This window comes from Gallicola sp. Sow4_E12, assembly GCF_052116305.1.
In the GTDB taxonomy this organism is placed as follows: domain Bacteria; phylum Bacillota; class Clostridia; order Tissierellales; family Peptoniphilaceae; genus JBQKLI01.
In genome coordinates this window covers 118886-141523 of sequence record NZ_JBQKLI010000003.1, presented here as the reverse complement: position 1 = coordinate 141523, position 22638 = coordinate 118886, and the positions used below count along the sequence as shown (strand labels likewise).

28 protein-coding genes are annotated in these 22638 nt (G+C 38.2%); 6 read left to right on the top strand and 22 right to left on the bottom strand.

Translation table 11 applies throughout. From position 1 onward, the window contains the following. Positions 1–24 precede the first annotated feature (24 nt). On the bottom strand, positions 25–282 hold the full coding sequence (locus tag ACTQ46_RS02915; RefSeq protein WP_441747385.1) for a cell wall-binding repeat-containing protein: 258 nt from the start codon (positions 280–282) through the stop codon (positions 25–27). 448 nt (positions 283–730) lie between these two features. On the opposite strand from ACTQ46_RS02915, the gene ACTQ46_RS02910 reads away from it, so the two are divergent. Further along, positions 731–1795, top strand: coding sequence for a BMP family lipoprotein (locus ACTQ46_RS02910; RefSeq protein WP_441747384.1), 1065 nt, complete (start codon positions 731–733; stop codon positions 1793–1795). 27 nt (positions 1796–1822) lie between these two features. Beyond that, positions 1823–2788, top strand: a complete 966-nt coding sequence (locus tag ACTQ46_RS02905; protein WP_441747383.1) for a 2-keto-3-deoxygluconate permease — start codon at positions 1823–1825, stop codon at positions 2786–2788. A 233-nt stretch (positions 2789–3021) separates the two neighbouring features. Here ACTQ46_RS02905 and ACTQ46_RS02900 read toward each other — a convergent pair whose 3' ends face one another. The 10 genes from ACTQ46_RS02900 to ACTQ46_RS02855 all read right to left on the bottom strand — a co-directional run bounded on the left by ACTQ46_RS02900 (position 3022) and on the right by ACTQ46_RS02855 (position 11603). After that, complete coding sequence (locus ACTQ46_RS02900) at positions 3022–3246, bottom strand: DUF2798 domain-containing protein (RefSeq protein WP_441747382.1); 225 nt, start codon at positions 3244–3246, stop codon at positions 3022–3024. Positions 3247–3403: 157 nt separating this feature from the next. Beyond that, positions 3404–3853 carry a DUF3021 domain-containing protein gene (locus ACTQ46_RS02895; protein ID WP_441747381.1) on the bottom strand — a complete coding sequence of 150 codons (450 nt, stop codon included), beginning with the start codon at positions 3851–3853 and terminating at the stop codon, positions 3404–3406. Between the two features lie 12 nt (positions 3854–3865). Next, complete coding sequence (locus ACTQ46_RS02890) at positions 3866–4306, bottom strand: LytTR family DNA-binding domain-containing protein (protein ID WP_441747380.1); 441 nt, start codon at positions 4304–4306, stop codon at positions 3866–3868. Between the two features lie 208 nt (positions 4307–4514). Then, on the bottom strand, positions 4515–4859 hold the full coding sequence (locus ACTQ46_RS02885; protein ID WP_441747379.1) for a VanZ family protein: 345 nt from the start codon (positions 4857–4859) through the stop codon (positions 4515–4517). A 337-nt stretch (positions 4860–5196) separates the two neighbouring features. Further along, entirely contained in the window at positions 5197–6642 is a 1446-nt protein-coding gene (locus tag ACTQ46_RS02880; protein ID WP_441747378.1) for an aminoacyl-histidine dipeptidase, read from the bottom strand. 28 nt (positions 6643–6670) lie between these two features. Beyond that, a complete protein-coding gene (locus ACTQ46_RS02875; protein ID WP_441747377.1) occupies positions 6671–7879 on the bottom strand; it encodes a DUF819 family protein in 1209 nt (402 codons plus the stop codon). A 389-nt stretch (positions 7880–8268) separates the two neighbouring features. Then, entirely contained in the window at positions 8269–8409 is a 141-nt protein-coding gene (locus tag ACTQ46_RS02870; RefSeq protein WP_441747376.1) for a hypothetical protein, read from the bottom strand. Positions 8410–8473: 64 nt separating this feature from the next. Continuing rightward, a complete protein-coding gene (locus ACTQ46_RS02865) occupies positions 8474–9562 on the bottom strand; it encodes a glycerol dehydrogenase (protein ID WP_441747375.1) in 1089 nt (362 codons plus the stop codon). A gap of 24 nt (positions 9563–9586) precedes the next feature. Beyond that, positions 9587–10678, bottom strand: coding sequence for a glycerol dehydrogenase (locus tag ACTQ46_RS02860; RefSeq protein WP_441747374.1), 1092 nt, complete (start codon positions 10676–10678; stop codon positions 9587–9589). 256 nt (positions 10679–10934) lie between these two features. After that, positions 10935–11603 carry an NAD(P)H-dependent oxidoreductase gene (locus ACTQ46_RS02855; RefSeq protein WP_441747373.1) on the bottom strand — a complete coding sequence of 223 codons (669 nt, stop codon included), beginning with the start codon at positions 11601–11603 and terminating at the stop codon, positions 10935–10937. A 162-nt stretch (positions 11604–11765) separates the two neighbouring features. Here ACTQ46_RS02855 and yedE point away from each other — a divergent pair, with 162 nt between their 5' ends. From yedE to ACTQ46_RS02840, 3 genes are read left to right on the top strand one after another with little or no spacing between them, the layout of a single operon-like run. Then, positions 11766–12851 carry a YedE family putative selenium transporter gene (gene yedE / locus ACTQ46_RS02850; RefSeq protein ID WP_441747372.1) on the top strand — a complete coding sequence of 362 codons (1086 nt, stop codon included), beginning with the start codon at positions 11766–11768 and terminating at the stop codon, positions 12849–12851. Continuing rightward, the gene (locus tag ACTQ46_RS02845; protein WP_441747371.1) at positions 12848–13054 is read left to right on the top strand and encodes a sulfurtransferase TusA family protein; all 207 of its coding nucleotides are present in this window, start codon (positions 12848–12850) and stop codon (positions 13052–13054) included. Before yedE ends, ACTQ46_RS02845 begins: the two co-directional genes overlap by 4 nt. Next, complete coding sequence (locus tag ACTQ46_RS02840; protein WP_441747370.1) at positions 13054–13278, top strand: DUF3343 domain-containing protein; 225 nt, start codon at positions 13054–13056, stop codon at positions 13276–13278. The genes ACTQ46_RS02845 and ACTQ46_RS02840 overlap by 1 nt, the downstream gene beginning before the upstream one ends. Before the next feature lie 39 nt (positions 13279–13317). Here ACTQ46_RS02840 and ACTQ46_RS02835 read toward each other — a convergent pair whose 3' ends face one another. The 6 genes from ACTQ46_RS02835 to ACTQ46_RS02810 form a co-directional block, all read right to left on the bottom strand. Further along, positions 13318–14811 carry a pyruvate kinase gene (locus tag ACTQ46_RS02835; RefSeq protein WP_441747369.1) on the bottom strand — a complete coding sequence of 498 codons (1494 nt, stop codon included), beginning with the start codon at positions 14809–14811 and terminating at the stop codon, positions 13318–13320. Between the two features lie 216 nt (positions 14812–15027). Beyond that, a complete protein-coding gene (locus ACTQ46_RS02830) occupies positions 15028–15708 on the bottom strand; it encodes a hypothetical protein (RefSeq protein WP_441747368.1) in 681 nt (226 codons plus the stop codon). A 70-nt stretch (positions 15709–15778) separates the two neighbouring features. After that, positions 15779–16864 (bottom strand): N-acetylmuramoyl-L-alanine amidase, encoded by a 1086-nt coding sequence (locus ACTQ46_RS02825; protein WP_441747367.1) that lies wholly within the window; start codon positions 16862–16864, stop codon positions 15779–15781. Further along, positions 16842–17246, bottom strand: a complete 405-nt coding sequence (locus ACTQ46_RS02820; RefSeq protein WP_441747366.1) for a phage holin family protein — start codon at positions 17244–17246, stop codon at positions 16842–16844. Before ACTQ46_RS02820 ends, ACTQ46_RS02825 begins: the two co-directional genes overlap by 23 nt. 68 nt (positions 17247–17314) lie before the next feature. Beyond that, positions 17315–17530, bottom strand: coding sequence for a DUF2922 domain-containing protein (locus ACTQ46_RS02815; RefSeq protein ID WP_441747365.1), 216 nt, complete (start codon positions 17528–17530; stop codon positions 17315–17317). 84 nt (positions 17531–17614) lie between these two features. Next, the gene (locus ACTQ46_RS02810; protein WP_441747364.1) at positions 17615–17818 is read right to left on the bottom strand and encodes a DUF1659 domain-containing protein; all 204 of its coding nucleotides are present in this window, start codon (positions 17816–17818) and stop codon (positions 17615–17617) included. A 141-nt stretch (positions 17819–17959) separates the two neighbouring features. Here ACTQ46_RS02810 and ACTQ46_RS02805 point away from each other — a divergent pair, with 141 nt between their 5' ends. Next, positions 17960–18718, top strand: coding sequence for an EFR1 family ferrodoxin (locus ACTQ46_RS02805; RefSeq protein WP_441747363.1), 759 nt, complete (start codon positions 17960–17962; stop codon positions 18716–18718). 31 nt (positions 18719–18749) lie between these two features. Here ACTQ46_RS02805 and ACTQ46_RS02800 read toward each other — a convergent pair whose 3' ends face one another. From ACTQ46_RS02800 to ACTQ46_RS02780, 5 genes are all read right to left on the bottom strand, one after another. Further along, positions 18750–19535, bottom strand: a complete 786-nt coding sequence (locus ACTQ46_RS02800; RefSeq protein WP_441747362.1) for an SDR family NAD(P)-dependent oxidoreductase — start codon at positions 19533–19535, stop codon at positions 18750–18752. Between the two features lie 193 nt (positions 19536–19728). Continuing rightward, positions 19729–20373: a hypothetical protein gene (locus tag ACTQ46_RS02795; protein WP_441747361.1), complete on the bottom strand. Its 645-nt coding sequence runs from the start codon at positions 20371–20373 to the stop codon at positions 19729–19731. Between the two features lie 100 nt (positions 20374–20473). Next, the gene (locus tag ACTQ46_RS02790; RefSeq protein ID WP_441747360.1) at positions 20474–20938 is read right to left on the bottom strand and encodes a hypothetical protein; all 465 of its coding nucleotides are present in this window, start codon (positions 20936–20938) and stop codon (positions 20474–20476) included. 33 nt (positions 20939–20971) lie between these two features. After that, positions 20972–21544 (bottom strand): sigma-70 family RNA polymerase sigma factor, encoded by a 573-nt coding sequence (locus ACTQ46_RS02785; protein WP_441747359.1) that lies wholly within the window; start codon positions 21542–21544, stop codon positions 20972–20974. A gap of 270 nt (positions 21545–21814) precedes the next feature. Further along, the gene (locus ACTQ46_RS02780; RefSeq protein ID WP_441747358.1) at positions 21815–22558 is read right to left on the bottom strand and encodes an SDR family NAD(P)-dependent oxidoreductase; all 744 of its coding nucleotides are present in this window, start codon (positions 22556–22558) and stop codon (positions 21815–21817) included. Between the last annotated feature and the right edge of the window lie 80 nt (positions 22559–22638).

Below are 22638 nucleotides of genomic sequence, written 5' to 3'. Positions count from 1 at the left end.
ATGACGGTTCTCCCCAGTCGATTCCTACTGCATACCCGATATAATCTCGGGGCTGTCTATCTCTACTGCAAGGGATCCGCCCGCTAGAGCATCTGGAAAGTTTTCTCCTGAAGCAATAATTACCGTATCTGCCTTTTCGTACAAATCCTTGCTGATTTCTACTGCTGTTTCGTAGCGGTTCGCCCCAAAAATCCGTCTGACATTCAGCTTTTCTGCAAATGCTTGATTCGGAAGCATCATCGTCATCGTCAGCAATAATAAAACGAAGTATTTCTTTTTCATAATATCTCCTTCTATTTTTCTAATGTATGCTGTTTTCTTATGACCGACCTTGATGTCCCTTGTTTTCCTATGATGACCTTTTTTACTCAAACACTATAGCCTTTATTCTAAATTTACCCTTTCATCTGTAATTATCATAGCCGCTTATAAGGATAAACTGCAGACAATAGAAAAGACCTGCGTTTTCCTTTACCGTAACTATGTTGAGCAAAGTCTCTATTTTATCTGCGGCTATTTATAATTTATTATATGAAATCAGGAGACTCTGTCTTTTCAAAGATTCCTTTCTTCAGATAGAATCTTAAAATCTCCGCCGGGGGTTTTAGGACTCTTTCAAAAGACCCATGAGCAGGTCTTGCCTCGTGAAAGGAATGCCTTATTATCTTGGCCTGAATATTCTTTATCTAGTATAATAGAGTCAAATATTATAGTACTAAAAGGAGGTTCAATGAAAAGGATAACATGGATAATAATAGTTGGCCTGCTTCTTTTGACAGCTTGTCAGAACAAAAAGGTCACGTATGTAGGCGATGATCCGAATGTTGCGTTAATTGTAGCAAAAAGAGGAGATATGGCTTACAACGACATTGCCATTATCGGAATGAATGTTTCTGAGAGAGATCATGGCACAAATTTGACCATTCTGGAGCACGAAAACAATCCAGACAACTACAACAAGGTCTTTATGGATGCGGTAAACGCCTACAATCATGTTGTGATGATGTCGTCTAACATGAAAGAGACCCTTGAAAAACACGCTGACAAATACCCTGAAATCAAGTTTCTGCTCTATGACGGTGAAATCGATTGGAGCAAAGGAGACTTCAGCAATGTCTACTGTATTGTCTACAGAGCCAATGAAGCTTCGTATCTATCCGGCTACCTGGCAGCGGCTATGTCTAAAACCGGTGTTATCGGTTTTCTCGGTGGTGTCGACAATACGAATATTGACGATCTAGCTGTCGGCTATATCGAAGGGGCGAAGAAGAAAAACCCAGACATCAAAATAATGGTAGACTATGCAGGCTCTTTTGACGATGTAGAAAAAGGAAAAAATATCGCCAGCCAAATGATCGGCAATAATGCAGATATCATCTTTGGTGCTGCAGGATCGGTTAACTTGGGTATCCTCGAAGTATTGAATGAGAAAGATCTCTACATGATCGGAACGGATACAGACCAGTACATGCGGCTTATAGCGGATGGAAAAGAAGATTTAGCGGAAAATATTATCACATCGGTAATGAAAAACATCAGTCATAATCTCTATGATGCTATCGGCAATTATACACAAAGAGAAGTTATCACTGGCGAAACAAAGGTCGTCGGTCTAAAAGAAGACGGCGTTGCTATCGCCAAAAACGATCACTACAAAGAGCTTGTTCCTGCGGAACTTCAAAGTGAAATCGACACTCAAGAAAAGGACATCATCTCCGGCAAGATTAATGTCCCTACCTCTCGTGCCCTATCTCATGAAGAAGTCGAAAAGCTCATCGAAAGTGTAAAACCATAAACAGAATTAGACCGCTAGGAGGTATATATGCTTAAATTTATGAGAAAGATACCAGGGGGAATGCTACTCATTCCCATGCTGATATCGGCTCTTGTCAACACACTGGCCCCGGGATTTTTCGCTAATTTTGGAGGTTTAACAGAAACCTTTCTGACAGCTAAGGGAACAAACTATATTGTCGCCCTAGTCTGTTTTTGTTCTGCTACACTTCTAGATGTGCGCAGTCTTGGAAAAGTCTTGAAAAAACAAGGAACCATGCTGATCCTGAAAGTTCTAATCTGTCTGGCGCTAGCAACTCTTTTTGTCAAAACAATAGGGCTTCCTGGTTTTATGGGTATTTCGGCTATTGCATTCACTGTGGCCATTTGTTCCATCAACCCTTCTTTATACTTAGCCTTAGTAACGGAATACGGCAGCGAGAACGATAAAGGCGCATTCGGTTTAACCGGGCTCCTCTGTGTACCAGCTTTCCCAATCTTTGTCTTTAGTATTTCCCAAGGGGGAGGTATAGACTGGATTCCTATTATCTCTACACTGATTCCTATCTTCTTCGGTTTAATCGTCGGAAATCTCGATAAAGATCTGGCGAAAATGTTTGGAGGACTGCTGGGACCTTTGACTCCTTTTATGGGCTGGTCCTTTGGAGCAGGGATTAATCTTATTGAAGCCGTCCAAGCTGGGCCTCAGGGAATCATCGTCACAGCGATTTTCTACATAGCAATGCTTCCGGCGATACTATTCTTCGAGACAAAAGTCTTAAAAGAAAATGGTATCTCCACCTTTGGTATGAGTTCAATCGCCGGTATGAGTGTTTCTGTTCCCAGTATTATGGCCTTTAACAATCCGGATCTAGTCCCTTTCGCCGCTTCAGCAACAGCACAGATTGCATTTGGTGTGGTTTTAACCAGTATTATCACTCCTATTCTTGCACAACGGTTTGCGAAGAGAAAAGGATTGGAAAAACCCAAACACATCCCCCAAGAATCGGCTTAAGGAAGGACACTATAAGATCAAAACAAGATTACAAATACCGCTTTATTACTAATGAAAAAGCTGCAAAAAGGAGGACTGTATCATAGTCCTCCTTTTTCTTTATAAAATGACCCTTCTGCAAAGTTTCCCTAAGAAGGTTTTTATATCCTTATCTATAATTACTAAGAAAAATCCTGTCTAAAGATACACCACAGCCTCAGTCTCAACACTCTCTAGATAAAGAACCAAACCCTTTACCCTATAATCTTCCCTATTATTTTTTCGATAACAGGGGGAAGAAGTATGGAAGGTATCAGCGATATAATTGTAGCAAATGCCCATTCGCTGATTAATATCTTAAAGAAATCAGCAGTGATTCCTACATTTTTTATGATCATGGCTAGAGACATAAAAAAAGACATTCCAATTGCCATTAATGTACCAAAAAGAATTGGCTTGAAGATTTTGTTTGACTTCATAAATACTTGCTCCTTTAGCTATTTGTTTTTATTATCTGGATACCAGAAAACAGCAGAGAATTTATTATAAATTCTTCAGCTTTTATTATAGAGTACCTCCTTTCGATCTATATTGCAAAAAAGCACTCCAGAAGTTTTCTCTTCTGGAGTGTTTTCCTTATTTTTTCAATTGTCTGTTAATCTCATCAATTTCTTTTTTTATTTTTAAATAGGTGCTTATCCAAATAATAAAGAAAATAATCGTAAAGATAATGATATAAGACAACAGGGCTAAGGGTGCAAATTCAACCCAATGAAGAAACAGCGCGATCGTTATTAGCGGTATGAGTGTGATTGTATAGTAAAGGAGCGTTCGTTTGAGCAGACTCCACTTTTCGTATTCCCATATTACTGTAGCAGCAAAGAAGATCGATCCTATCACTCCAGTAAGGAGCGTTTGAATCAGAACAGCATTTATTTCGCTTCCTGCCCAAGCTTGGAACGTCGGGACTACTGGATTATAGTTGCCTTCTGCAAAAAGAAGACTAATGATAACTGTAATCAAATAACCAATCGTAATCCCAGGCAAAAATCCTTCTGCCGCTTTTTTTAAGATTGTTTTAGTCATGTTATTCCCCTCCTATATTCCGAGTATTTGTTTCACTTTTTTCAGATATCTCCGTGATACAAAGCTGTTGTCTCCGTTTGCTAATTTTACTGAAATGGTTCCCGTATAGGATAGATCAAAGTCTACAGCTTTTTTAAGATTGATAATTTCTGAGCGGGAGATTCTGACAAATTTATCTTTCTCCAGTCTTTCTTCTAGTTCGTAGATTTTCAGCCTTAATATATATTCTTTCTCGTCGGTTATCAGCAGTACTTTTCCCTCTTGTGCATAAATCCGAACAATCTCCTTTGGATCAATGACCTCTAAACGATCTCCATGAAATCCGGATAATACTTGAGGAGTCCAATTTAATAATCTGTCCTGAACATTTTGAACTTCCTTTGTAAGCTCTTTCGTATAAATAACTACTTTTGGTTCTTCGTATTGATCATCTAATTGAATTTCAATTTTCATCCTTCTCACCTGCCTTTATTTAATTTAATTGTAATGTATATATGAAAGAATCTCTACAGTTTTGCGATAAACGGTTCTTTTTCGAGGATAAGCGGTCGAGAAATTAGCGATCAAAAATATTTAGATCCTATTTATCTTCAACCGCGAAAATTCTAAAATAAAAAAAAGCCCTTTAAAAGAGCTGTCTCTTAAATCTTCCATAGATTTTCTAATGTAAATCCGAAGCAAAAAATATATATGCCATAAGGCTGGCACACTGTATTGTTTCAAAGGATAAACTAGTAAAAAAAACGATTAGTATCTTTTGCCAGCCTTTCCACTCAGGCTTTAAAATAGAAAGATAGATTCCCACAGGGATAAAGATAAGAATATTAAAAAGCAGCTCTATATAATTCATATTACCGTTTAGATAATAGGAATTCCGTAAAAGAACTAGATTCAAATCTCGCACTGCAGGAACTTCTGCTGGATGAATAGCCAATTTAAACAATATCAGCCAGATTAATAAGACCATATGAAATGTTATTCCTATAATAGACATACGCTTATCCATATTCACATCCTTTTAAAATTGTTCTAGGGTTCTCTTTCTATTTATTGTAACATCCTCCTTTCTTTGTTCAAAACCAGCCTTGTGGCAATCCTCCATTTCCGCTTCTGAACATCAAAAAAGCCTGTGTTTTCTCTAAAGAATTCACAAGCTTTTTTACCAAATCACATCTAGTCATAATATTTTTTCTGATCCATTTATTGTTGGATTGCTTCTACTGCTCGCAAAACTTGCTGCAAAATCTAAATAATCTTTTTCTAGTATAGGTCCAGCGGTTAATCCATACAAATTTTCAACAAAAAAATACAGGATAGATTCTCTCTATCCTGTATTTTAACCTTTACTCCCTCGATAATTTGTCTAATAAAGCTAAAGTAAACTCCCACATTCTTTCTGTACTGGAGATGCTTAATCGCTCTTTAACCGTATGAATGTCCTTCATGTCTGGACCATAGGTGATCATATCTGTATCTGTCAAGACACGTTTTAAGATCCCGCATTCCAATCCGCAGTGAATGGTTTTCACTTTTGGGTCTCGGTTAAACATTCGTTGATACATTTTCTCTGCAATAGGCCGGAGCTTAGAGTCTGGATCATATTCCCATGCGGGATATCCTCCATCATCCGAAACTGTAAAATGAAAAGCTTCAGCGATTACTTTTATTCGGTCTATGATTTCCGATTCTTTACTTTTAACACTGGATCGCAGTAGCGTTACAATTTTAACTTCACCATCGCTGGACAATATCCCGCTGCTGATACTTGTCTGAACTAAATCATGAAACGTGGGATCCATATAGATTACGCCATCATCTATTGCTAGAATGTATTTTAGAACTTCTTGTGCTGTTTCAAGGGACCATGATGTTTCTTTTTTTACTGTACTTTCCTCTATCGTAATTTCAAAGTTCGGATCCGATACACTATACTCTTTTCGAATTTCCTCAGCCTTTTGATGTATCTTTTCTAAAACTTCTTCTGTATTTTCTCCGAGTAAAAGAAACTCGGCTTCTGAGTTTGTTGGAATTGCGTTATGTTTTGATCCTCCTTTTAAAGAAAGAATCCTTAGATTTTCAACTTCGCTATATAAAATTCTTCCGATGCATTTGATACTGTTGCCGCGGCTTTTATGGATTTCTTGGCCAGAATGTCCCCCTTCTAAACCTTGCAGTTTTAAGCGGAAGCTTTTTGCTTCCCCTAGTACTTTTTCTTTTTCTATAGGATGGGTAGAAGTGATAACAATACCTCCGGAACATCCGACTAAAAGATCTCCTTCTACTTCTCCATCGATATTAAAAAGATATTTCCCTTCTAGATGTTCTTTTGTTACGGCAAAGGCACCTTCCATGCCCATTTCTTCTGATGTTGTAAATAGACATTCTAAAGGGCCGTGCTGGATTTCACCGCTGTCTAAAATAGCAAGCATATAAGACACTGCAATGCCGTCATCTCCTCCAAGCGTTGTATTATTTGCCCTGAGCCAATCCTCTTCTATCGCTAACTCTAAAGGATCTGTATCGAAATTATGGTTGGAATCCGCAAGCTTCTCGCAGACCATGTCCATGTGTCCTTGTAATATTACAGCTGGAGCCTTTTCTTTTCCCTTGGAAGCTCGTTTCTTTATAATGACATTTTTCTTCTCATCTTGATACCATTCGAGCTTTCTTTCCTTCGCAAATTCCACTAAAAAACTGCTAAGCTTTTCTTCTTTATAAGAGCAATGGGGAATTCTCGTTATTTCCCCAAACCAGCGAAAGACTTCATGGGGTTTCAACTCTTCTAACATCTTTTTTCCTTTCATTCTATTCTGTTATTTAACGAAATAGTCCGCCTACCATTAAACCGTAATAGTTTCCAATAACATAACCCAGCGTCCCTACAAGAAGTGCCGGAACGATTAACGCTGTCCAGCCTTTTGAAACAGCCATAGCAGCCGCTGTAGTCGGTCCTCCAACATTGGCATTTGAAGCGATGATACATTCTTCTATGCTGAATTTGAATATTTTTCCAAATAGGAATGTAACAACCATATTGAAAAGCACTACGATAAATGCAAACACTAACAATAGTGGAGATTCCGTTATAATCAATTTAATAGATGCCGGTGCACCGATGACTGCAAAAAACAAATAAATTAAGAACGTTCCAATTTCTTGGCTGCCTCTGATTTTCTTAAACTGTTTTGAAAATATCGTTGCTAAAATCATCGTAAAGGTTGTCATTAAAAGATATTTATTTCCAAAAAACTCCCTCAAAATTGTACTAAAGAAATCCTTGGACATGAAGTTTGTGCTTAAAAACTGTCCCAATGTGGTTGAGATCGTTACAATCATAAAAGCAAACGCCACTGTCATTGCGATATCAAGGAGAGAAATTTCTTTTGCTCCCCAATATTGGGAGGCTAGTGTTTCATTGGAATCATTTGTTTTAACTTTTGCATTCAACTCGTCAATATAGGGATGGGTGAATTTCTTCATAAAAAAGTTTATCGTTGGGATCGCAATCAAAATAAAGAAATAAAGTGCCATTAACAAGTTATCTGCAACTAAGGCTGCTGATACGGTTCCGCCATCCACTTTGAAACTTTCACTCATCGCTACGAAATTAACAGATCCCCCTGTATAGGTTCCTACAAACATAGGCGCGATATTGCTTAACTGGGGAATAAAATCTTTTAGTAAAAAGAATCCTGTAATTCCGCCTAACACAGTTCCTACACCGCTGATAAGATAAATGATAAGAATTCGTCCGCTATCCTTTCCTATATCTCTAATATTTGCATTAAATAAAAGCATAGGAACTGCCAATGGAACTACATATCCCCATACATTGTCATAAACAGGCGACTCTGCAGGAATTATATTGAGATTCGATAAGATCATTGCAAATAACAGTGCCAGTATACATCCCGTAACCTTGTTCGCCCATTTATACCTCTGTTCCAGATAGATTGCTAAGGCTGCACTCCCCGCCAATACTGTCCATAAAGCCCACGTGTTGTCTGAAGAAATAAAACTGTTCATACTTTTTACCCCATTCTTTAATTTTACGCTTATTATGGGAGCGCATGCCCAAAATGTTGATCTTGCAAAATCCTTTTCCTGCCCCCTTAATATTTTTCATGTTTTCAAGTACATTATAAGTTTTATTCACAAAGATTGCCGCCAATTGATGTCTTTTCTTTTCAATGCTTTCTATTCTACAAAATATAATCCTTATGATTATACAGGAAATACTATTATGGATAGGCCTTCCCCTTGGGTTCACCGTGATTCTTCCTATCCACGATCCCCTGAATTCATTATTTATATATTAATTTGAATAATTTATGTGTATTACATGAAATTCATATTTTAATACTGTTATATTTAAACGCTTTAAACCGGAAAAGAAAATCTGTTGTTAATGTGATCTATTCGGTCAAAAGGGCTCTTCTATCTTTTTCAGCTGCTCTATAAATAAAATCATCTCCTTGCTGATAAAAATTCCCAACAAATATTTCCATTACACCGCTCTTTTTTTGAGTGGCTCTATTATTTAAACAAAAAAACACAGCCTCTCCTTTATGAAAAGCTGCATTCTTTAAACATATATTGAGGGGTTTATTACTTGTTTCTTTAATCTATTTGGGCTAATTCATTGACTACAAACATCGCTCCGACGATATCGCTATCGGATACTTCAAAAGGCATATTGCCCATGGTGTCGTCTTTATCGTTGGCAAGTTTTGCTACTTCCATAAGATCTCCCTTTGCAACATTTGGAATTCCCAGTTCTTCAAAAGTCGTTGGAAGACCGATTTCTTGGCAGAAATAAATAACTTCCATAATTTCTTCTTCGGTTCTATTTTCAAGCACCATTTGTGTTAAGGTTCCAAAGGCTACTTTTTCTCCGTGATACAAGCCGTGAAGTTCTTCTAAAGCTGTCATTCCGTTATGAATGGCATGAGCTCCTGCGAGTCCCCCGCTTTCAAATCCGATACCGGAAAGTAGAGTGTTGGCTTCGATAATATTGGACACAGCCGGCGTCATGCTTTGATTTTTAATCGCCGCTGCTGCTTTTACACCGTCTTCTAAAAGAGTATCAAAGCATAATTTCGCTAAGGCCATCCCGGCTTTTGTTTGTTTTCCTCCGGCTATTGTATCGCTGTTGGATTTTCTTGTTGCATCTGCTTCAAAATAAGTGGCTAAGGCATCTCCGATTCCAGCGATAAAAAGTCTGGCAGGTGCATTTACGATAATTTCTTCATCCATAATAACTGCTTCTGGGTTGGAATTTAAGAATAAATATTTTTCAAACTGTCCTTCCGGCGTATAGATTACGGAAAGAGCAGAACATGGCGCATCAGTAGAAGCAGCTGTAGGCATAACCACTACAGGCAGTCCCATTTCATAAGCTACAGCTTTCGCTGTATCCAATGATTTTCCTCCGCCGATTCCCAAGACCGCAGAAACATCCTCTTTCTTGATATTTTCAACATGCTTGTCTATTTCCGCTTGAGAACATTCTCCTCCAAACTCCATCAGCATTAACTGTTCTTTTCCATCGTAACTAGAATTAATATCGTCTACATGATTCTCAAAGATAAACTTGTCCACTATGGCATAAACAGTTTTATCTCCATAAGCATCGGTATATTCTTTCAGCTTCTTTATTTCTCCAGGGCCTTGTACATATTTTCCTGGAGCCGTTATAATTTTTGTCATAATATCCTCCTCGGTTATAAACGATTATATACTTTTCGAAAGTTCATTGACCGCAAACATGGCTCCAACTACATCCTCTTCCTTCACATCGAAAGGCATATTTCCCATTGTGTCGTTTTCATCGTTGGCAAGTTCCGCAACTTTCATTAGCTCTTCTTTTGTTACATCTGGTATGCCAAGTTCTTCAAAGTTTGTAGGAAGTCCGATTCTTTTGCAGAAATCTATTCTGCTGTAGAGTTCTTCTTCGGATCTGTTTTCCATAACCATTTGTGTTAAGGTTCCAAAGGCTACCTTTTCTCCATGGGTTAGATGATGAAGTTCTTTGATCGCTGTCATTCCATTGTGAATTGCATGAGCCGCTGCCAGCCCTCCGCTTTCCGCACCTACTCCGGAAAGGAATGTATTCGCTTCGATAATATTGGATACAGCTTGGGTCATGGATTTGTTTTTTACGGCGGCAACAGCTTTTATGCCGTCTTCTAGAAGTGTTTCTAGACAAAGTTTTGCTAATGCCATACCGGCTTTTGTCTGTTTATCTCCGGTTAAAGTTATACCGTTGGATCTTCTGGCTGCGTCCGCTTCATAAAAGGTGGCTAAGGCATCTCCGATTCCAGAAGCAAAGAGTCTGACCGGCGCATTGATGATAATCTCTTCGTCCATTATAACGATGTCGGGGTTTGTCGGAAGAAACAGATATTCGTCGAACTGTCCATCTTCTGTATAGATCACCGTAAGAGCCGTGCTCGGCGCATCCGCTGAAGCTGCTGTAGGAACTATGGCAGCAGGAAGTTGTGCATAATAGGCAACAGCTTTTGCAGTATCTAAAGTCTTTCCTCCGCCGATACCGATAATAACCTCGGCCTTTATTTCCTTCGCTTTCTCAACATGCTTGTCAATTTCTTTTCTTGAGCTTTCTCCGCCAAATTCTTCGATAACGAGTTCCGTACTGCTATCGTTATAGCTTGCTTCAATATCTTCTCTATAGTTTTTAAGAATAAAGGAATCGACAATGGCGTAAACTCCTTTTTCTCCATAGACCTTTGTATATTCTCTTAATTTTTTTATTTCTCCAGGTCCTTGTACGTATTTCCCTGGAGCGATTATTACTTTTGTCATATAATCCCCCTAATTTCTCAGTACACCTTTCCCGTTTCATTTACACTCATTCTATACCCTCTCTCTTCCTTGTCAAAGACTTAACTATATAATTTTTCATCTTTTTTTGTACTTTTTTAACCTGTATCTCTTTTTCAAATGTGATAATAACCTTATCTCAAGTGGTATAATTAATTTTGGTATTTTTTATAGCTGCTTTTTAACTTTTTTTAATATTTCCCAAATAAAAAAGAATTCCGAAGAATTCTCTTTCTATTTATTCCACTGTTTCCCAAACTTCCGAAAGGGGTCTTCTTTTCTTTTCTCTATGGTCTCTGTTTGTATATCCAAACGCTGCCATGATCGCAATTTTATACTCTTTCGGATCGTATACATGATGTTTTGTTAAAATTTCATGAACCTTCTCTTGATGAAATCCTTCTATAGGCGTAGAATCTATCCCTAGAACCGCTGCTGCAGTGAGCATATTCGCTAAAGGGATATAACATTGTTTTGAAGTCCAATCGAATCCGGCTCTTTCATTTTCTGCGAGATTAAAATCTTCTTTGTAAAAATGATCGTAGTTTTCCCTTCGCTGTTTCGATAATTCTTCCGGATATTTTTGAATCTCTGTATAGATTCTTTCTAGATAGTCGGATCCGGGAAGAATCTCTTCCGTGGTTTTTGCCAAGATCAACACAATATGGCTGGCTCCGTTAAAAGCATTTGCCGCTCCCCATGCATGAGGCCTTAGTTCTTCTATAATATCTCTATTGTTTAGTCTTATAAATTTCCAAGGTTCAAAACCGTTGGAACTAGGGGAGAGTCTTGCCACTTCCATGATCGTATTAAAGTCCTCATCCGATACTGTTTTTTCAGGGTCATAACCTTTACAGGTATATCTGTTCTCGAAAATATCCATCAAATAATCGTTCTTAGAATTCATATAGCACTCCTTTCTTTTTCTATCCCATACATACCCGATTTTATTCATGATCTAAAACTATTCTTTCTATAAGTTATGCAATATCTTTTATCTTGCTTTCATAGTATTTCCTCCATACAATTAAATTGTCTTTATATATCCTTAAATTTAGCGAACATGGAGGTGTTTACATTGAAAAAAGAAAATATGAAGATTTTTATTGGAGGGGCGATTATCGGTATTCTAGGCGCTCTTTTAGTAAAGTTTGGCAATCCGGGCAATATGGGTTTTTGTATCGCCTGTTTCTGGCGTGATATCTCAGGAGCATTAGGATTCCATCGTGCAGAAGTGGTGCAGTACATACGCCCTGAGATTATCGGTTTAATCTTTGGAGCTTTTATATCCTCATTGGCTTTTGGAGATTTTAGATCTAGAGGCGGCTCTTCTCCCATACTGCGTTTTTTAATGGGTGTGTTTATGATGATCGGAGCACTGATCTTCTTAGGATGTCCTCTTCGCATGATTTTAAGACTTGCAAATGGGGATTTAAACGCATTGGTGGGTCTTATCGGTTTTATAGGAGGAATTTTTGTTGGAATCCAATTCCTTAAAAAAGGCTATTCTTTAGGAAGAGCCTCTACAAGATCTAAGACGGAAGCACTGGTTGTTATTGTATTTGGTGCGTTACTGCTTTTATTCTTAGTGATTCGTCCAGCCTTTGTCTTCTTCTCAACAGAAGGTCCGGGTTCATCCCATGCGCCTATGATTCTTTCTATCGCAGCAGGTTTAATCGTAGGATTTATTCTTCAAAGAACGCGAATTTGTTCCGGAGCGGCTTTTAGAGATCTTATCTTGATTAAGGATCCCCATTATTTCTACGGCATCCTTGGGATCTTCTTGGCAGCTCTTGTTACCAATCTCATAGCGAATCCTGCCGGGTTTAATCTTGGTTTTGAAGGACAGCCTATCGCTCACAACAACCATGTATTCAATTTCCTTGGAATGTTTATTGTTGGTCTTACTGCGGTACTTTTAGGTGGATGTCCGATTCGCCAAACTATCCTTGCTGCAGAAGGAGATACGGATGCAGGTCTTACAGTCTTTGGCTTAATTGTAGGGGCTGCCGTTTCCCACAACTTTAAACTGGCAGCCAGCGGAGAAGGTGTTCCTGCAAACGGACAAATCGCAACGATCATTATTATTGTTCTGCTGCTTATTATCGCCTTCGCAATGACAAAATTTGCCGCAGAGGAAAGGAGAAATCGATGATAAAAATAGATGCTAGAGGTTTGTCTTGCCCTGAGCCTGTATTACGAGCCATGGAGCAGATTGAAAAAGGAGAAAGTGAAATCGAAGTTTCCGTAGATACAAACATTTCTATGGAAAATGTGAAGAGAAATTTCGAAAAGAACGGATACTCTGTAACCACAAAGGAAGAAGAAGATTTCTTTATCGTAACAGGAAAAAAATAATGGAAGTTTATCTGTTTACCTTTGAAACGATTTCGATGGTGCTGCTTTTCGAGAAAACATTGCAACGCGAAAAGATCAAAACAAAGCTTATGCCGGTTCCCAGACAATTCAGCTCTTCTTGCGGGAACTGTGCTATCATTGAAAAAGAAGATCTCGAAAAAGTTAAAGAACTTTGTAAAAAGAATCATATCTATTACGATGAGATCCATGTATACAAACAATAATAAAAAGACGAAGGAGAAAATCCTTCGTCTTTTTATTATTTATTCTTCCAGTTCTGCAATGGATAGTGCACGAAGCTGATGTGTTTTCTTATACTGATGGCTTTTCATCCGTACTAGAATATCATCCAACGCTTTTACGGTATCCACTATATACTCCCCTTTGTTGAGCATCATACAGTCGGCTCGGCCGCCCATGGCAGCATCGGTTATTTCAGCCCGTGTGGGGATTCCAGTTTTTGCCATATTTCTAAGTATTTCTGTAGCCCATACCACAGGGATATGTGCCGCTTCGCAGATCCACAGGATTTCCTCTTGAAGTTCGGAAAGTCTTAGATATCCTGCTTCTACTGCCAAGTCTCCCCTTGCGATCATAACACAGAAGAGGTTTCGGCTTGCTCCTTTTACAATGATTTCTGGAAGATTATTCACACCGTCTACAGTTTCGATTTTCGCCATAATCACTTTTCCCCGTGCTTCCTCTTCCCCTAAAACACGGACCATTTCTTTGTGAAAAACATCGATATCCTCAGGCGTTCGAACAAAAGACAGTCCTATAATATCGGCATTTTTCAACACAAATTCCAGATCCTCCAGATCTTTCTCTGTAAGAATAGGAAGGCTCTGGTTCGTCTTTGGAAAGTTAAGACCTTTTTCCGCACGGATCTTCCCCTTTTTGCCGCTCATCAGTTTAACAACTTCTAAAACGACTCCTTCTTCCTTGACTTCCGCCACTTTTGTTTCAATCATGCCGTCATCGATAAGAACAGGGTCTTCTGTCTTTAAAAGATCTAATATTTCAACAGTACCGCAGCGAAGGACAATATCATAATCGTAGTAGCTTTTCAGCTCTTTTTTTCCTGTTAAAAATAGTTTTTCTCCAACCTGAACGGAGGGTTTCATTTTTGTAGTATATATCGCATCGATTCTCGTCTTCGGTCCAGCAATATCCATACTGATTTTGCATTCTTTGCCTAATTCTTTTTCTGCCTTTCGGATATTTTTAATCATCTTGCTCCAGAATTTCTGATTATCATGGGAGCAGTTGATACGGGCGGCATTCATGCCGGCAGCTATCAGATCCCGAACAAGGGAATACTTTTCTGCTGCTTCTGTAGGAAGAGTCACCATAATACTGGAATACCGGTTGGAAGGTTTCGATCCGAAGATTTTAATATTTTTTTCCTGGAGAAGAATATCTCCGTCTAAATAGCTGTCGGTATTCAAATTCTTGATCTCTTCCGGATAGTCCTTGTTTAAAAGAATAGCCAATGTTTTAATAACAGCGTCGATATTATAGATCGTGCGGGATTCCAGTCTTCCTAAAGAAGAAAGCCCGTAAGGAACCAGAGCTTCTTGAAGGGAGCGGATGTCTCTTCTTCTTAAAGCCAGATAATAAGCGAAGTTCAGTGCGCTTTCTTTATAATCTTCTCTTTCGATCTCTTTTTCCCATTCCTTATATGTTTCAAGCCCTTCTTGATAGACCTCTTCTCTTAAGCGGATAAGTTTCTCTAAAAGCTGATAATTCCTATACATATTCATCCTCCTTGCAAAATAAGTACTCTTGTATCTATTTTATTTTCCTTATGTTAATACTCTATTTACAAAAGGTTAAAATCAATCACTTACAGAAACAGTAATCATCTACATAATACCCATTAGCAAGGAAATTAATATAAAATTGTTATCTTTGTTCACCTTATTTTTTATTTTAATAAAAAAACTGCTCTGTATTCATTGATACAAAACAGCCTAGTTTCTGGATTCATTTTCTCCGCTGACCGTTATATTAAGATGCAGTTTTTTTCCAATCCTTTCTTCAATCCTTTTTTGGATATTTTTTTTGTGTTCGAGTATATTTCCCCCGCCTTTGTTCTCCGTTGGAGAGATTTCCACATCGAGCTCCTGAAAATATTCTGAGGCAGTTCGGGAGAAAAATTCATCAACATTATAAAGTTTTACTCCATTTTCTTCATCTAACAGTACTTTTTTATACTCATCCATTTTCTTTTTCTTCCCTTTTTCTCCCTCCCCTTTAAGTTCTTTCAGCTTTGAGGAAACTTTCACTGAAATGCCGAGTTCTTCTATCTCTCCTGCTAAAGACTCGTTAAAGATCTGATACATCTCCTCTTCGATTTTCCAAAGGACTGCTTCTTTTGCAAATCCCCCTGTTGTGTCGAAAGCAAACTCTCTTTGTTTTCCATTCCCGTCTTTATAAAAAACAGTATAGCGGCTGTGCTTTGTATCTACAATTCCAGTAAACTTTTCGATATCTTCTTTTTCATAGCTCCAATCGTTGTTGAAGCTGTAATCGAAAAACGGTGCGAGCTTTCTAAGGGCAGCTCCTCTTGTATCTCTGAAATCTGTTCGAAAGAAAAATAGAAGTGCAGCTGCCAATGGAATCAGCAAAAAGGCAAAACAACGCTTCTTCATAGCATCCCTCCTTTTGTTATAGTTACCCATTCAAAAAAAGAGAAGTCCGCCAGGATGGCAGACCTCTCTTTTATAAACAACTATTTTGAATGTCTTTGATTCTCTTCTCTAAATCTTCTCCATACCCTGGTCCTGCCCACTTTCCGCTAAGTTCCAAAGCCGTTTTTGCTGTTCCCCTTAAAAAATCAAAATGGCGCGGATCCGCCACTTGTCCTTTCGGGATAACTTGCCCTCCATAAAGAGCAAGATGCTGCACTTGAGCGGTGATTCCCCTCTTCCAGCTGGAAAATCTTTCGTGGGCAGCGGCATCATTATTGCTTCCTCCCTGCCTTGTTTTGATGGCTCCCGGATTTCGGAAACTCTTGTCCAGCACACCTCCATATCTTCCAAAAGCAGTCTCTTTTCCGGCTTGGGCAAAGGCTACGACAGGATCTACACCGTACTCCAGGGAAATATCATAGAAAAGTTCTGCCAGCTCTACAAAAAAATCCTCTGCCTTTTTCTTTTTAGCATACTCTTTCATTTGGTTTAGGGTTGCAGTCGGTCTTCCTATGATAGATGTCCTCTTTCCATAAAATCTGCTGATAGCAGAAGCGATTCTCTCCGCTGCAGACCTTTGTTTGGAAGAAGACAAGAGAGCTTTTGAATCCTCCAAATTATCATGAAATCCCCTTTCTAAAAGGATTCCGCTTTTGGCTTTGTTCGAAAGAAGAACCTGATAATAGTTCCTTCCGTCTTTTCTCTTTCGATAATGGACTCCTCCATTTCGAAGACCGAACCCTTCGGCGCAGGCTTTGCAGGCCGCCTCTGCTAGGGGTTTATTTGGTGTTCCTGTGTCATCCCATACATTCGTCCCTCTGCCGCCGCCTGCATTGCTGTGGTTGGAAATTAGAAGATCATGATCTTTTCCGGACTCCCCTCGCGCCGTTAAAGAATGAATCTGATTGTTTATTCCATAGAGCCTGTATTTTTCCGCATACCGCTGTTCTTTCTGAAGAGCATCGGCTCCTCTCGTAAAGCTTACGCTATGGCCTTCTTTCTCTAAGGCAGGCCCTAGATACTCCCGGCTGAAGATCCAGTTCTGCTCGCCTTCATAAAAGAGCCTGCCTTTATTATATCTCCAGCCGTGGCCGTCATCGATTCGAATCTTTGCCATCTTTCTCCTCCTTCAGCTTGTCTTTATACGCCTGTTCTGTCTTTTTAAAACAGTCCGTATTGATCCCCAGTTTATCCATATTTTCCAGTATCGACTGTATCTCCATCATTAAATATCCTGTATAGAGAACTGCTGTCAGGGAAAACCCAATGCCTTCGGGCAGCAGGAAATTCATCATAAAGAAAAGCAGCAGCACCATCATCGAAACCATTTTTTTCAAAATCCCGTTGATTCCTGTTTTTGATTTAAATTCTCCCGTCATTTTAGCACAGATGCAGCCGCTGATAAAATCGATAATCATAGCAGCTGCTATAAGCCCCAGAAGGTATATTATTTTTCCTTCCCCTGATGAAAAGAGAATTTTCCATGCGATAATATCCATAGTCCTCCTTTCAAAAATACCGGTCCTAAAGTTTCGAAAGATGTATCAAACTTTAAGACCGGCTTCTGTTAAATATTAAATTCAGTATAATTTGTTTCGATCATTCTTGCGCTTACCGGAATTGTTAACGCTCCTTTTTCTTTTTCAAAGACTCCGGAGTTTGCTATCGTCTGAATCCCTGTTTGAATTTCAAGTTCTGTTAAACCTTCTTTCGGGTTCTGAATTCGAAGGGTTAAGCTTTCATCTGCTGCATTTGCAATTTTTAATTCCAATACCTGATCCATATCTACACCTCCTTTTTTAATAATTCTTATTACCACTCTTTATTCTGTTTTTAGATAATAATAAGGTAATATTCTTTCCTTGTTCTACAGTACAACAGCTTCTTCCATACGGATGACTCTTTTATTGCTGCCTTCTATAAAAGTACCGACAGCATCTCCGCATGCCTTTAGATTTTCATCTGTTGCTGTTAATGCGATATTATTGAAGGTTTTATTCTTTTTTAATTCCTTCCCATCCGCCTCAACCGTATAAGCAACTTTTAATCGAACATTTTCTACAGTTTTCATTTTCTCACCTCCCTCTTATCTATAGATTGATTGAAAAGACAAATATTACTATTAAAATAAAAATCTTTTTATCCTATTAGCTCAATTCCTTTATTTTCCAAGATCTTTTTATGATATAGTAATAAAAATGGAGGAGTTTTTATGAAAAATATTAATGCAGTGGTATTCAGCCCGACTGGCAATACCATGAAGATAACGAAATTATTATTAGATGAATTTAGAGAAGAACAAAAAATCTACGATATTACTCCCTATGGAGATTATAATAATGAAATGGAGTTCAAAGAACCCACATTTTTCTCTTTTCCGGTCTATGTAGGACGAGTTCCAGCCGTTCTTGCAGAGAAAATTAAAAAGTATAAAGGGAATAATACCCCTGCCATTATAATAAGTACTATCGGCAACCGCCATTATGACGATGCTCTTTTAGAAATGAAGGATCTCTTAATTGCCCAAGGATTTATTCCTGTTACAGCTGGAGTCTTTGTAGCGGAACATTCTATTTTCCATTCTGTTGCAAAAGACCGTCCGGATCAAGAAGATCTACGCTATATAGAAATATTTTCCGAGATCATTAAGGATAAATTAAGTGCAGAAGAACTAAAAGTTATAGAAGTAAAAGGAAAGTTTCCTTATAAAAATGAGAAAGGAACGTTGTTTAAGCCTCTAACAGATTCCAGCTGCGTAAAATGCGGAACCTGTGCAAAACACTGCCCTGCAGAAGCCATCCCTTTTGAAAACCCGGATGAAACAATATACGATAAATGTATCTCCTGTATGGGCTGCATCCACGTCTGCCCCGTAAATGCCAGACATTTAGACAAAGAAAAACTTGAAGAAACAGAAGAAATCTTTCACGAGAAGTTCCATAAAAGGAAAAATCCTGTATTTTTCTATTAAAAAAAGAGCCTAAGGCTCTTTTTTTAATATATTATAATATATGTTTACCGCCGTCTAAACGAATACCCCAACCCATAATATGAGAGGAAACTTCGCTTGCTAAATAAAGACAACATGCTGCTACTTCTTCTACTTTTGCATAGCGCTTGTCGTATGAAGCATCAGCAAAGAATCGTTCTGCTTCTTCCGGTGTTTTCGTATCGCCGAAGGTGTTTTTCTCGATTCTTCTCATCATGTCAGTATCTACAGCACTTGGGGCAACGAAATTACAGTGGATTCCTTTTCCGCCCACTTCTGTAGCCGCTGTTTTTACAATCGCTGCTACTGCGTGTTTAGAAGCGACATAAGCACCCATTCCCGGAGACCCTACATAAGAACCTTCAGAACCTAATACTACTACAGACCCAGCTCCTTTTTCGATCATATGAGGAAGTGCATATTTTATAGAATAAAGAACACCGAAAACATTGATGTCAAAAACTCTTTTGTAGTTTTCTGCTGTAGCATCCACTACTTCCTGATATTCTCCATTATAGCCGGCATTTGGAACTACAGAATAAAGACTACCGAAATGCTCTACTGTCTTTTCTACTGCTTTCTTAACTTCGTCTTCCTTTGTTACATCTACGACAAGGCCCAACACTCTGTCCTCTCCAGGATTTCCCAAATCAGCCAACAACTGATCTAGTTTCTCTTGTTTTGTCGATGTAATCGCAAGCTTGGAACCTTCTTCTAAAAAAGCCTTTGTAACAGCTTGCCCGATTCCCCCTGTTGCTCCTGTGATCAGTACCACTTTGTTTTTTAATTTTAAATCCATGTAATTCGTCCTCCTTGATTTTTATTTATTATTTAATATATAAAATAATATTTTTTTATATAAACATTCCTATATGTATACCTATGTTTTTATATTAACAGGTTCGTGAATCCTTAGCAAGATGAATTTTAATACCACTTACTTTCCTGAATTAAAAAAGATGCCTTGCTTTGAAAAGCAAAGGCATCTTTCTTTATAACATTCTATCTAAATAGTCTCCTAATTCGTCGAGTTTCTTTCGCTCCTCATCAGCCAACTCTTTTTCTTCCTCTTCCTCTTCTAAAAAAGACGGGAATCTATGAAAGGCCTGCAGCACATTCACATCATTTGCATACATATATTCTGCGAAGTCGTCGAATGGATTCTTCTCAAAATATTCTTTTAAAAAAACACCTTGAGAATCCACATCTTGACCCCAGTTTTTCTGCTTTAAAAAATCCTTCCATGGCAGAAAGGGAACTTCATAACGATATTCTGCATCCTTTTTGTCTATGGCAAGGCCTGCTATTTCAGCATCGAAATTTATCATATAGGAAAAGCAGATTTCACTTGTAATCTTTATTGTATCGGAATACAATATACAATCCGTTGCCCAGTCCCACCGCATTTCTTTATAAAATTCTGCTTCTGTTTTGCTTATTTCAGCGATAGGTCCATCGTAAAAACCTTTGTAGTTGATAATGGTATCTTCCAGTTTTCTTTTATCTAAACCCATTAACGCATCTACGATACTATTTTCTTCATCCTCTTTCCAAATGCCCTTTTCAAAAATATAATATTTGCCCTCTTCTTCCTTGCCTACCGTTTCGTCGTAAAGTAAATAATATTTTTCTGCCATAGCATCCTCCTGGTAAGATGTTTTTTAGTTTTTTATTGTACTGCTATTATACAGGAATCAAATATTTATACAAGAAGTCTTTGTAATATATATTTTCATCTTAAGTACTTAAAGGGGATTTAAAGACAAAATGCCTCTGTTCAACGATCAGCCCTGCTACCTTTCCATCCATAATTCTTCTGTTGATCACCTCGAGTGATTCTTTTACGGGAAGTTCCATCCCGCATTTCAACACAAGCTGATCTTCGCGAAGCTCTTTGATCTGATCGATACGGATATATCCGTAAGCGCCATCATTTTTGCCGATAGGATCCCTTGTTTTCATGGCGATAAATATGATCTTTCTATTGAAGACATAAGGGAGGAATTTCTTTTTTCCAAAGTAAGTTCGAAGAAGGTTCATCTGTCTGTCGAGACTTATAAGATCTAAATCATAAAGATGATCCATCACTGTCGCTACTTTTCTTCTGTCTGTTTTTCTGCTTCCATCTGTTCTATAAATTAAGCTGCCGTTCCCTCCATTTTCATAATAATGAGGCAAGACTGCACAACAATCTTCATACATATTCCACCTCCTATAGTTCGTTAATTTATTATATCAGAACATTTGTTCTGTTTCAACTTTATCTTTATAGTATTTTCTTAAATTTTTAAGGCCCTGTGCTTTCGAATTTACGCAGCTTCGGTAGCTGATACCATACCTTTCGCTGATGTCCTGTAGTTTCATTCTCCGAAAATAGAAATCAACAATAATATTTCTCTGTCTTTCAGGAAGAGTAGAAACAGCTATTTGAAGCTCTCGATATTCTTCCTTTTCTAAATACTCCCCCTCGATATCCGTTTCCGACTGAAGAAACTCGATCAGCGCATCTCCTTCTTCGTTTTCTTTGTCGAGAGAGATCTCTTCTTTATTATGATTCTTCCCAAGGTAGAAATAATAGAGCCTTTTTTTAATATAGGCTAGAAAGGGAATATTTGTAGATGGATTGTAATCAAGGAGAGCTTCCACCACTTCCACACATCCTTCTTGAAAAAGCTCATCGTAAAGATGAAGCTTATTATAATATTTCCTTATGGAGGAAAGAATCAACGGCCGTAAAGCTTCTACAATCACCTCAATATCTTCTCCTGAGCATCGTACTGCTCTTTTTTGCAGTTCTTCTTTTTTCATAGCAAACCTTTCTTGCAGCTGCCTTTGTATTACCGGTAAGGACAGTATAAGAAAGATTTTAATTTTTGAAAAAACAGGAATAAGGATTTTCTGCAGGAGAATAATCTTTATTCCTGTTTTTAGAACATTTGTTCTGTCATCCTCTAGTTTATTCTTTTGTTTCCATGGAATCTCCTAATACCTTATTCTTAATTTTCATCTCTCCTCTAGAAACAAAAAAAGCACCGTTAAGAAGATCCTTCTCTTCTCATCGGTGCAAGATAAGCTGTTTTATTGTGCTGTATAGCCCCCATCTATTAACAATGTGGTTCCTGTGATAAAGGAAGCTTCATCACTTGCTAAGAACACCACTGCATTCGCCACTTCTTCAGGACGTCCTAATCGTCCAATCGGATGCAGATCCACTAAAGATTGTCTCATTTCATCATCAAGATCTTTTAATAATGGTGTGTCAATATATCCCGGATTGATGCAATTCACACGAATATTTTCTTTACCATATTCGATTCCTGCTGTTTGAGTAAGTAGCTTCACCCCGCCCTTGGAGGCTGCATAGGATCCTACTCCCGGTTTTCCGACAAAACCATGAATGGAATCGTTGTTGATAATCGATCCGCCAGTTCCTTGTTTCAACATCTGTTCAATCGCATATTTATTTAAAAGAAATACTCCATCAAGATTGACGGAAAGAACTTTTCTCCAATCCTCGAAGCTTTCTTCATGTACAAGTTTCATCCCGCCGATACCTGCGTTAGCAAATACGATATCTAGTTTTCCAAATTTTTCCACTGCTTTCTTAACAAGTGCTTTTGTATCTTCTTCACTTGTTACATCTGCTTTTACAAAAATAGCGTTATCGCCCTCTGTATTTAACTCTTCTGCTAATTTCGTTCCATCGGCGATATCGCTGATTATAACTTTAGCACCTTCTTTTACAAATGCTTCTACGGTTGCTTTTCCGATTCCGCTGGCTCCGCCTGTTACAATCGCTACTTTTCCATCTAATCTTCCCATTATTTCCTCCTTATACATTAATTTCAACGTCGTAATATTAATACCCCTTCGCCGTCCTTATACACCATAAAAAAACATAA

Excerpts from the sequence above, each read along its gene's own strand:
- ACTQ46_RS02840 (WP_441747370.1), top strand. The coding sequence starts at position 13,054 with ATGGAAGTTTATCTGTTTACCTTTGAAACGATTTCGATGGTGCTGCTT.
- ACTQ46_RS02785 (WP_441747359.1), bottom strand. The coding sequence starts at position 21,544 with ATGAAAAAAGAAGAACTGCAAAAAAGAGCAGTACGATGCTCAGGAGAA.
- ACTQ46_RS02820 (WP_441747366.1), bottom strand. The coding sequence starts at position 17,246 with ATGGATATTATCGCATGGAAAATTCTCTTTTCATCAGGGGAAGGAAAA.
- ACTQ46_RS02885 (WP_441747379.1), bottom strand. The coding sequence starts at position 4,859 with ATGGATAAGCGTATGTCTATTATAGGAATAACATTTCATATGGTCTTA.
- ACTQ46_RS02795 (WP_441747361.1), bottom strand. The coding sequence starts at position 20,373 with ATGGCAGAAAAATATTATTTACTTTACGACGAAACGGTAGGCAAGGAA.
- ACTQ46_RS02810 (WP_441747364.1), bottom strand. The coding sequence starts at position 17,818 with ATGAAAACTGTAGAAAATGTTCGATTAAAAGTTGCTTATACGGTTGAG.
- ACTQ46_RS02880 (WP_441747378.1), bottom strand. The coding sequence starts at position 6,642 with ATGTTAGAAGAGTTGAAACCCCATGAAGTCTTTCGCTGGTTTGGGGAA.
- ACTQ46_RS02900 (WP_441747382.1), bottom strand. The coding sequence starts at position 3,246 with ATGAAGTCAAACAAAATCTTCAAGCCAATTCTTTTTGGTACATTAATG.
- ACTQ46_RS02865 (WP_441747375.1), bottom strand. The coding sequence starts at position 9,562 with ATGACAAAAATTATAACGGCTCCAGGAAAATATGTACAAGGCCCTGGA.
- ACTQ46_RS02915 (WP_441747385.1), bottom strand. The coding sequence starts at position 282 with ATGAAAAAGAAATACTTCGTTTTATTATTGCTGACGATGACGATGATG.
- ACTQ46_RS02780 (WP_441747358.1), bottom strand. The coding sequence starts at position 22,558 with ATGGGAAGATTAGATGGAAAAGTAGCGATTGTAACAGGCGGAGCCAGC.
- ACTQ46_RS02895 (WP_441747381.1), bottom strand. The coding sequence starts at position 3,853 with ATGACTAAAACAATCTTAAAAAAAGCGGCAGAAGGATTTTTGCCTGGG.
- ACTQ46_RS02910 (WP_441747384.1), top strand. The coding sequence starts at position 731 with ATGAAAAGGATAACATGGATAATAATAGTTGGCCTGCTTCTTTTGACA.
- ACTQ46_RS02890 (WP_441747380.1), bottom strand. The coding sequence starts at position 4,306 with ATGAAAATTGAAATTCAATTAGATGATCAATACGAAGAACCAAAAGTA.
- ACTQ46_RS02845 (WP_441747371.1), top strand. The coding sequence starts at position 12,848 with ATGATAAAAATAGATGCTAGAGGTTTGTCTTGCCCTGAGCCTGTATTA.
- ACTQ46_RS02875 (WP_441747377.1), bottom strand. The coding sequence starts at position 7,879 with ATGAACAGTTTTATTTCTTCAGACAACACGTGGGCTTTATGGACAGTA.
- ACTQ46_RS02905 (WP_441747383.1), top strand. The coding sequence starts at position 1,823 with ATGCTTAAATTTATGAGAAAGATACCAGGGGGAATGCTACTCATTCCC.
- ACTQ46_RS02825 (WP_441747367.1), bottom strand. The coding sequence starts at position 16,864 with ATGGCAAAGATTCGAATCGATGACGGCCACGGCTGGAGATATAATAAA.
- ACTQ46_RS02860 (WP_441747374.1), bottom strand. The coding sequence starts at position 10,678 with ATGACAAAAGTAATAATCGCTCCAGGGAAATACGTACAAGGACCTGGA.
- ACTQ46_RS02815 (WP_441747365.1), bottom strand. The coding sequence starts at position 17,530 with ATGGATCAGGTATTGGAATTAAAAATTGCAAATGCAGCAGATGAAAGC.
- ACTQ46_RS02830 (WP_441747368.1), bottom strand. The coding sequence starts at position 15,708 with ATGAAGAAGCGTTGTTTTGCCTTTTTGCTGATTCCATTGGCAGCTGCA.
- ACTQ46_RS02805 (WP_441747363.1), top strand. The coding sequence starts at position 17,960 with ATGAAAAATATTAATGCAGTGGTATTCAGCCCGACTGGCAATACCATG.
- ACTQ46_RS02800 (WP_441747362.1), bottom strand. The coding sequence starts at position 19,535 with ATGGATTTAAAATTAAAAAACAAAGTGGTACTGATCACAGGAGCAACA.
- ACTQ46_RS02855 (WP_441747373.1), bottom strand. The coding sequence starts at position 11,603 with ATGAATTCTAAGAACGATTATTTGATGGATATTTTCGAGAACAGATAT.
- ACTQ46_RS02835 (WP_441747369.1), bottom strand. The coding sequence starts at position 14,811 with ATGTATAGGAATTATCAGCTTTTAGAGAAACTTATCCGCTTAAGAGAA.
- ACTQ46_RS02790 (WP_441747360.1), bottom strand. The coding sequence starts at position 20,938 with ATGTATGAAGATTGTTGTGCAGTCTTGCCTCATTATTATGAAAATGGA.